General features: G+C 71.6%; 8 protein-coding genes. 3 read left to right on the top strand and 5 right to left on the bottom strand.

From position 1 onward, the window contains the following. The first annotated feature begins 428 nt into the window (after positions 1–428). Complete coding sequence (locus ACFWCH_RS17645) at positions 429–1,784, top strand: CoA transferase (protein WP_378803951.1); 1,356 nt, start codon at positions 429–431, stop codon at positions 1,782–1,784. 40 nt (positions 1,785–1,824) lie between these two features. Here the strand turns inward: ACFWCH_RS17645 and ACFWCH_RS17640 are convergent, their stop codons facing one another. Genes ACFWCH_RS17640 through ACFWCH_RS17630 form a run of 3 tightly spaced genes read right to left on the bottom strand, consistent with a single transcriptional unit; the run spans position 1,825 to position 4,931 of the window. Then, a complete protein-coding gene (locus ACFWCH_RS17640; protein WP_378803950.1) occupies positions 1,825–2,625 on the bottom strand; it encodes a DUF4184 family protein in 801 nt (266 codons plus the stop codon). Between the two features lie 12 nt (positions 2,626–2,637). Next, entirely contained in the window at positions 2,638–3,939 is a 1,302-nt protein-coding gene (gene tyrS / locus ACFWCH_RS17635) for a tyrosine--tRNA ligase (protein ID WP_205812629.1), read from the bottom strand. A 38-nt stretch (positions 3,940–3,977) separates the two neighbouring features. After that, positions 3,978–4,931, bottom strand: coding sequence for an aldo/keto reductase (locus ACFWCH_RS17630; protein ID WP_378803949.1), 954 nt, complete (start codon positions 4,929–4,931; stop codon positions 3,978–3,980). Positions 4,932–4,984: 53 nt separating this feature from the next. On the opposite strand from ACFWCH_RS17630, the gene ACFWCH_RS17625 reads away from it, so the two are divergent. Beyond that, positions 4,985–5,347, top strand: a complete 363-nt coding sequence (locus tag ACFWCH_RS17625) for a MerR family transcriptional regulator (protein ID WP_136044743.1) — start codon at positions 4,985–4,987, stop codon at positions 5,345–5,347. 1 nt (position 5,348) lies between these two features. Here the strand turns inward: ACFWCH_RS17625 and ACFWCH_RS17620 are convergent, their stop codons facing one another. Then, positions 5,349–6,152, bottom strand: coding sequence for a hypothetical protein (locus tag ACFWCH_RS17620; RefSeq protein WP_136034245.1), 804 nt, complete (start codon positions 6,150–6,152; stop codon positions 5,349–5,351). Next, positions 6,149–6,793, bottom strand: coding sequence for a SatD family protein (locus tag ACFWCH_RS17615; RefSeq protein ID WP_136034247.1), 645 nt, complete (start codon positions 6,791–6,793; stop codon positions 6,149–6,151). Before ACFWCH_RS17615 ends, ACFWCH_RS17620 begins: the two co-directional genes overlap by 4 nt. A 68-nt stretch (positions 6,794–6,861) precedes the next feature. On the opposite strand from ACFWCH_RS17615, the gene ACFWCH_RS17610 reads away from it, so the two are divergent. Next, a complete protein-coding gene (locus ACFWCH_RS17610) occupies positions 6,862–7,440 on the top strand; it encodes a DUF1349 domain-containing protein (RefSeq protein WP_378803948.1) in 579 nt (192 codons plus the stop codon). The last annotated feature ends 28 nt before the right edge of the window (positions 7,441–7,468 follow it).

Below are 7,468 nucleotides of genomic sequence, written 5' to 3'. Positions count from 1 at the left end.
CATTTGACAAGTGCACGCTGTTGAGTTCTCAAGGATCGGATGCTCCCACGACCCAGCCATCACAACCAGGCCCGCAGGGCAACTTCTCTATCTTAGCCATCCCGACTCGCTTGTCAAATCAGCGCGCCGGGCGGATCAAGAATCCGCTGCGCAGCTGAGACAGCCGCAGAAGGGGTGGATCTCCTATCCTAGACGCACGCGCCTGATCTCTCAAGAGAGAAGGAGTGGGAGGTGGTTCTCCGCTTGAGGGGGGTGAAGCTCTGGGCTTCTCCGCTTCCCTGTGGGGCGAACAAGTAATAAGTTACGTGGGTTCCGGGGTTCTGGCAAATCGGGGCACCACCCCCGGGCGTGTCGGCACCGCGACAGGACCACATCAGCCCGGATCAGCCGGGTTTTTCCGCTCGGAAGCCGCGGAGTAGCATCGCGCCATGGGCCCCCACCGTCCCTTCCCCCGTGCCGCCGCTCCCGCGAGGACCCGTCCGAGCGCCGCCCTGCTGCGCCGGGTCTGGACGGAGATCGGCGGAGAGCCCGCTGCCGTGCACGACGCGCTCCCAGACCTCGCCGGTCTAGGCGACGTCCCGCTCCCTGCCCGTACCGCCGCCGGGGAACTCGCGCTGGGGAGCACGGCCGCCGCGACGCTGGCGGCGGGGCGCAGGGTCGCGGACCTGGATGTCGCCCGGGTCGCCGCCGCATACCGGAGCGACCGCCTCCTCACGGTCGACGATGCTCCCCCGCCCGTCTGGTCTCCCCTGTCGGGGTTCTGGCCCACCGCCGACGGGTGGATCCGGACGCACGGCAACTACCCCCACCACGCTCGCGGGCTCCGATCCGCCCTGGGGCTCGCGCCTGACGCCGGCCGCCCCGACGTCGCCGCAGCTCTCGCCGCGCTCCCCCGCGACGAAGCCGTCCGGCGGATCGTGCACCACGGAGGACTCGCGGTCTCCGTGCGGGCCGAGCAGCCGGAGCACGACGCCCGTCTCCGCACCATGCCTCTGATCGAGGTCACCCGTGTCGGCGATGCCGCGCCCTCCGGTCGTCCGGCGTCCGGGCCTCCGTCTCCCCTCGCCGGAATCCGCGTGCTCGATCTCACGCGCGTGATCGCCGGTCCCGTCTGCACACGCACACTCGCCCTGCTCGGTGCCGACGTGCTGCGGATCGATCCCCCGGCCATCGCCGAGCTCCCCTGGCAGCACCTCGACACCGGTCACGGGAAGCGCAGCACGATCCTCGATGCCCGTGACCCGGCGATGTCCGCTCTGCTCGCCACCGCCGACGTGATCGTCCTGGGGTACCGTCCGGCGTCGCTCGCACGACTCGGCCTGTCTCCCGACACCCTCGTCGAGAGGTACCCCGGTCTCGTCGTGGCCGAGCTCAGCGCGTGGGGTGCCGACGCGCCGGAGCGCGCGGGCTTCGACAGCCTGGTGCAGGCGGAGAGCGGAATCGCGGTGATCGAGGGCGACGACGGCGTGCCCGGAGCGCTGCCCGCACAGGCGCTCGACCACAGCAGCGGCTACCTGCTCGCCGCGGCGGTGACCACGCTGCTCGGACGGCGTGCGCGCGAGGGCGGATCCTGGATCGCACGCACCTCCCTGCGCCGGGTCGCCGCCGAACTTCTCGGGATGCCGCGCCGCACGGACCCGGTCGCTGCGCCGGATCCGGACGCGGCCTCGCACGAGGCGAGGTTCGACGTCGACGGGGTATCCCTCGTCACCGCGGCACCGGTCATCCCCGGCACGGCGTTCACGGCGCCGCACCCGTGGGGATCGGACGCACCGCGCTGGTGACCACCGCGCTGGTGACGACAGCCGCTGGTGCCGCGCGCGGTCAGCGCGACCGGACGGGGTCTCCTCGGCGCAGAGCCACCACGGCACACAGCACGAGAGTGAGCGCACCCCACACCGCGCACGCCGGAGGCAGCACGCGATACGCCAGGTGAGCGACGGTGAACTCCGCCGTGAAAGGACCGAGCACCGCGAGACCGATCACCCACGCCGCCGCCAGGATCACCGGCAGCGAGAACCACCAGGTCACCCGCACCGGCGAGGGCAGCCACCGGGTGACCGCGTCGCGAGGCACCGCACGCCGCAGCCGCAGCGCGGCCCACAGCCCGAGGCCGAGCAACGCCAGCACACTCGAACCGTGCTGCACCCATTTGTACCCGAGCAGCGGACCCCACTGCTCATCCAGCATCGGGAACAGCGCGACGCCCCAGCGCCCCTCGTGCGTGAACGCGTCCCACGCGATGTGCGACAGCACGCCGAGCACGAGCGACACCGCGAGCAGCAGCGGATACCAGGGGCGACCGAGACCGACCCCCACCGCACGGCCCGCGGCCACGGCGCCGCGGTCGTCCCACTCGCGCGGCAGCCGACGCGCGACCCACAGCGGCACCAGCTCACCGACCGACGGCCGCAGCACCACGCGCCAGAGCAGGAAGAGCACGAACGCCAGCAGCGCCGTCCAGATCACGTTGGCCACGGTGTGCGTGAACGAGTAGTCGAGACCCACGCCGCGCAGGAACAGCGGGAGATCCGGCGTCATCGCGCCGATCGCGATCGCCGCGGGCACGAGGGGCGTGCGCACGAACGGCAGCGCGACGATCGCGTGACTCGGCGTGAACGGCATCCGGAGGCCGCGTCAGCTCAGGAACACGCCGGCGAGGGTCTTCTTGCCTCGGCGCAGCACCGAGACGCCACCGGGGAGAGTGCCCTGCACGGTCGCCGTGTCGTCCGCCACCCGCTCGCCGTCGAGCGATACTCCGCCCTGTGCGATCGCCCGCCGCGCCTCCGACAGACTCGACACGAGCCCGGTCGCGACCAGCGCATCGACCACGGGCGTCCCGGGCGCGACGGTCGCATGCGGCAGCTCATCGAGCGCGGAACGCAGCGTCGCCGGGTCGAGCGCGGTCAGGTCGCCCTGTCCGAACAGTGCCTCCGACGCGGCGATCACGGCCGCCGTGGCCTCGATGCCGTGCACGGTCGCCACGACCTCGAGCGCCAGACGCTTCTGCGCGGCGCGTCGGAACGGCTCGGTCGCGACGAGCTCGGCGTACTCCTCGATCTCGGCCCTCGTCAGGAACGTGAACACCTTGAGCCGCTCGATCACATCGGCGTCGGCCGTCGACAGCCAGAACTGGTAGAACGCGTACGGGCTGGTGAGCTCCGCATCGATCCAGATCGCGTTGCCCTCGCTCTTGCCGAACTTGGTGCCGTCGCTGTTCGTGATCAGGGGCGTGCCGATCGCGTGCACGGACACACCCTCGACACGGTGGATCAGATCGGTGCCGCTGGTCAGGTTGCCCCACTGATCGGACCCGCCCGTCTGCAGACGGCAGTCGTACTGACGGTAGAGCTCCAGGAAGTCGAGACCCTGCAGGATCTGGTAGCTGAACTCGGTGTAGCTGATGCCCGCGTCCGAGTTGAGGCGCGCGGCGACCGCGTCCTTCTTCAGCATCGTGCCCACGCGGTAGTGCTTGCCGATCTCGCGCAGGAAGTCGATGGCGGACAGCGGCGCGGTCCAGTCGAGGTTGTTCACCATGCGGGCCGCGTTGTCGCCCTCGAAGCTGAGGTAGCGCTCCACCTGTCCCCGCAGCCGATCCACCCACTCCGCCACCGTCTCGCGTGTGTTGAGCGTGCGCTCCGCGGTCGGACGGGGATCGCCGATGAGCCCGGTCGAGCCGCCGACGAGACCCAGCGGCCGGTGCCCGGCGAGCTGGAGTCGACGCAGCAGGAGCAGCTGCACCAGGTGACCCAGGTGCAGGCTCGGCGCGGTCGGATCGAACCCGCAGTAATACGTGATGGGGTCTCCCGCGAGCAGGGCGCGCAGCGCCTCCTGGTCGGTGGACACGTGGACCAGGCCACGCCACACGATCTCGTCCCACACGTTCTCGAACGTGGGATCGATCGCCTGGGGTGCGGTCGTCAGGTCGGGAGTTGACACGCGCTCCAGGCTAGCAGCGCGCGGTGCGGCATCCCGCCTCACACCGCACCGTCGAGCTCGGCGATCTCCTCGGGCGCGAGGGCGAGCTCGGCCGCGTCCAGCGCGGTGTCGAGCTGCGCGATCTTGCTCCCCCCGAGGATCGGCCGGATGCCGTGCGCGAGCAGCCATGCCAGCACGATCTGCCCGCGCTGGGCGTCGTGCGCGTGCGCGATCCGGTCGAGGACCGCGAGGCGCCGCGCGGTGCCGGGGTGGTCGTAGACCTCGGGGATCGCCTTCGCCGCGTTGTCGTACGCCCCGGACAGCAGGGGCGTGTACGCCCAGGTCTCCAGACCGTTCGCGGCGGCGTAGTCGCGCTGCTCGTCGCTCAGCACGCCGAACGGGTGCACCACCCCCGGCGGCAACGTGCCGGGGCGCACGCGCAGATAGGTCGCGTTGAGCTGGAGCGCATCGAGCGGCGCGCTGCCGATCGCCGCCGCGTGAGCGCGGGCCCGCTCGATGCGCCAGGCGGGATGATTGGACGCGCCGACGCGCCGGACCGTCCCGCTGCCGGTGAGCGACGCGAGGCCGTCGACCGTCCGCTCGATGGGGACGGCGCGATCCTCCTGGTGCAGCCAGAGCAGATCGATGGTGTCGACGCCCAGGCGCGACAGGCTGCCCTCGACCGCCTGCGCGATCGCCCGCGGCGACAGGCCCGTGCGGTGCGCGGGCCACGAGCCCGGCCACAGCGGTTCGGCACCGACCTTCGTCGACAGACGGATGCGCTCGCGGACACCGGGGCGAGCGGCGAGCCACCGACCGATCACCGCCTCGGACGCCCCGCCGTGCCCGGTGTCGCTGGCCCAGAAGCTGTAGCAGTCGGCGGTGTCGATCCAGCTGCCGCCGCGTTCGACGAAGCGGTCGAGCAGGGCGAAGGAGGTGTCCTCATCGATGAGGGTGCCGAAGGACATGGCACCGAGGACGATCGGGGATGCGCGATGCGGAGAAGCGGTCATGCAGGAAGCATGCAACCTGGAGCGCACTCCAGGTCAAGCCCTAGGATCACGGCATGACCACGACCTACACGCCGGCCGAGACCGCCGCCCGCTCCGGCTTCAGCATCGACACCCTGCGGTACTACGAGCGCGAGGGCATCCTGCCCGCGGTGCCGCGCACGGCCGGAGGCCACCGGGTGTACACCGATGCGGAGCTCGGGCTGCTCGAGTTCCTCAAGTGCCTGCGCGAGACCGGGATGCCCGTGGAGCGTCTCCGGCGGTACGGACAGCTGTGCCGCGACGACGACACCATCCCCGAGCGGATCGCCCTCCTGGAGGAACACGCCGAGACCGTGGAGCGGCAGCTCGCGGAGGTCCTCGCGCAGCAGCGCCGCCTCCAGGAGAAGCTGACCTGGTACCGGAGGCAGCTGGCCTGACTCAGGTGTGCGCGGCCCACCACACCAGGAACGCGGCGCCGAGCCCGATGACCCAGCTGACGAGGCTGCCGACCAGGAAGTACTCGGCCCTGGCGCCGGTCTCTCCGTCGCGGGAGATCTCGGGGAACCGGACGATGCCCTTGGCCGCGAGCATGGCCGCCAGCACGGGATAGGCGGCCGCGAGGGTGAGGATCATCACCAGCACGCGCTCGAGCGGTCCGATGAGCCGACCGCCCTTGAAGCCGTTGCGCGGATCGGTCGCCGGCAGGACCGCCTCCACCGGGGCATGCGCCGCACGCGCCGCGGCGGGTTCGGCAGTCTCGGGCGACGACGGCTCCGGGGCGACCGCGATCGGGGCGGGGTCGGCCGGCCGCCAGGTGTGCTCGCCGTCGAGGGCCGCCCGCACCACGAGGTTCGACGACTCCAGCAGGAAGACCCCGGCTCCGAGCGCGAGCACGGCGAGGTCGAACGACACCTCGCCGAAGGGCGACCGCAGCGTCCAGAGCTCGCCGATGAGCCCGGTCTCGTCGCGCGCACCCACCCACACGACCGCGCCGATGCTGAGGGCGGCCACGGCGACCGCGGGCCAGAAGCCGGCGCGGGAGGGTCGGCCGTCCGGCATGCTCCACACCCAGAGGGCACCTCCGGCGAGGCCCAGGACGGCCCAGAGGAGCGCCTCCCCTCCGATGCCGAGCAGCACGATGACCGCGGCGGCGACCACGTATCCGAGCCAGCGACGGGGCACGAACTGACGCACCAGATCGGCCGCGCCGATGGCGAGGAGCAGGAAGCCGGCGAGGATCATGCGCCCTCCCCTCGCAACGCCGCCAGTCCCTCGATGAGCGCCGCCGCCCCCGCACTGCGCAGGGACTTGGAGACGCTGGGCTGCGTGATGCTCTCCTGTGCCGCCAGCTCCTGCTGCGACCGGCCGATCAGCCGACCGTAGGTGAGGCGTCGCTCGCGCGCGGTCATGGCGCCGACGAGCTCGTCGCGGACGAGGACGTAGGCGTTGGCGGCGGCGATCACGGCGGGCATGACCTCATCCTGACCCGGGGCACCGACAATCCAGGTGCGCGTCCGCGGCACGGCGCGCTGTTCGCGGGCATGGACGGTCTCGATCGCGGCGCGCGCGGCATACCATCCCGGCCCGTCCGCGAGCTCGCCGTGGATCGAATCGACCGCGCGCACCTCCCCCACGCCGATCCCGAAGCGGAAGGCGAGGTCGTCCGGCAGCCGCAGCTGGATCATCAGGAGCGAGGTGAGCGCATCGGTCAGCTCTCGATAGACGGCCTGCTGCTCGTCCCCTACCGTGGGCGTGAGCGGCTGCAGTGCGAGAGGTCGGTCGGACTCGACCTCGGCGATGGTGTCGTCGAGCGCCCGCTGGGCGGCACTGCGGTCGTCGAGCTCGCGGGAGCCCACGATGTCGGCGATCACGGCGATGACCATGGCATAACCGTAGCACGAATAAGCTGAGTTTATGCATCTTTTGGTTATAGATCGGAGATATGCCTGATATGAGCATCATGCCCTGGAGTGCAGGAACCTGGACCCACGCGCCCGCCGACGTCGCGGACAGCGGAGCGCACCTCGACGTGACCGCCGCCGAGGGCAGCGACGCCTGGCGGCACACCGCGTACGGCTTCGTGCACGACACCGAGCACGCACTCCTCGCTCCCCTGGCCGTCGGCGAGGCGATGGAGGTGTCGTTCCGCGCCCCCTGGGAAGGACAGTTCGACCAGGCCGGCCTCTTCGTGCGCGCCGACGACGAGCACTGGGTCAAGGCGGGCATCGAACACGCCGACGGCCACCTCGGGCTCGGCGCCGTCGTCACCGCCGTGGTCTCCGACTGGTCGGTCGGACACGTCGACGACTGGCGGGACAGCGAGATCACCGTCCGCGTCAGCCGCTGGCGCGACGCGCTGATCGTCCGCGCCGCCGCCGACGGCGGACCCTGGCGTCTCGTGCGGGTCGCACCCTTCGACGGCGAGGCCCCCGCCGCGGCCGGACCGTTCCTCGCCGCCCCTACGCGCGCCGGGCTCACCGTCCGCTTCACACGCTGGGAGCGGACCGCCGCAGACGCCGACCTGCACTAGCCGCGCGGGTCGAGACCGCCGAGACGGG

The organism is Microbacterium sp. NPDC060132 (assembly GCF_042729675.1).
In the GTDB taxonomy this organism is placed as follows: domain Bacteria; phylum Actinomycetota; class Actinomycetes; order Actinomycetales; family Microbacteriaceae; genus Microbacterium; species Microbacterium sufflavum.
This window is presented reverse-complemented; position numbering and strand designations above follow the sequence as displayed.

What these genes read in the sequence shown, in the direction of transcription:
- ACFWCH_RS17645 (WP_378803951.1), top strand. Translation starts at nt 429, where the DNA reads ATGGGCCCCCACCGTCCCTTCCCCCGTGCCGCCGCTCCCGCGAGGACC.
- ACFWCH_RS17640 (WP_378803950.1), bottom strand. Translation starts at nt 2,625, where the DNA reads ATGCCGTTCACGCCGAGTCACGCGATCGTCGCGCTGCCGTTCGTGCGC.
- ACFWCH_RS17630 (WP_378803949.1), bottom strand. Translation starts at nt 4,931, where the DNA reads ATGACCGCTTCTCCGCATCGCGCATCCCCGATCGTCCTCGGTGCCATG.
- ACFWCH_RS17625 (WP_136044743.1), top strand. Translation starts at nt 4,985, where the DNA reads ATGACCACGACCTACACGCCGGCCGAGACCGCCGCCCGCTCCGGCTTC.
- ACFWCH_RS17620 (WP_136034245.1), bottom strand. Translation starts at nt 6,152, where the DNA reads ATGATCCTCGCCGGCTTCCTGCTCCTCGCCATCGGCGCGGCCGATCTG.
- ACFWCH_RS17615 (WP_136034247.1), bottom strand. Translation starts at nt 6,793, where the DNA reads ATGGTCATCGCCGTGATCGCCGACATCGTGGGCTCCCGCGAGCTCGAC.
- ACFWCH_RS17610 (WP_378803948.1), top strand. Translation starts at nt 6,862, where the DNA reads ATGAGCATCATGCCCTGGAGTGCAGGAACCTGGACCCACGCGCCCGCC.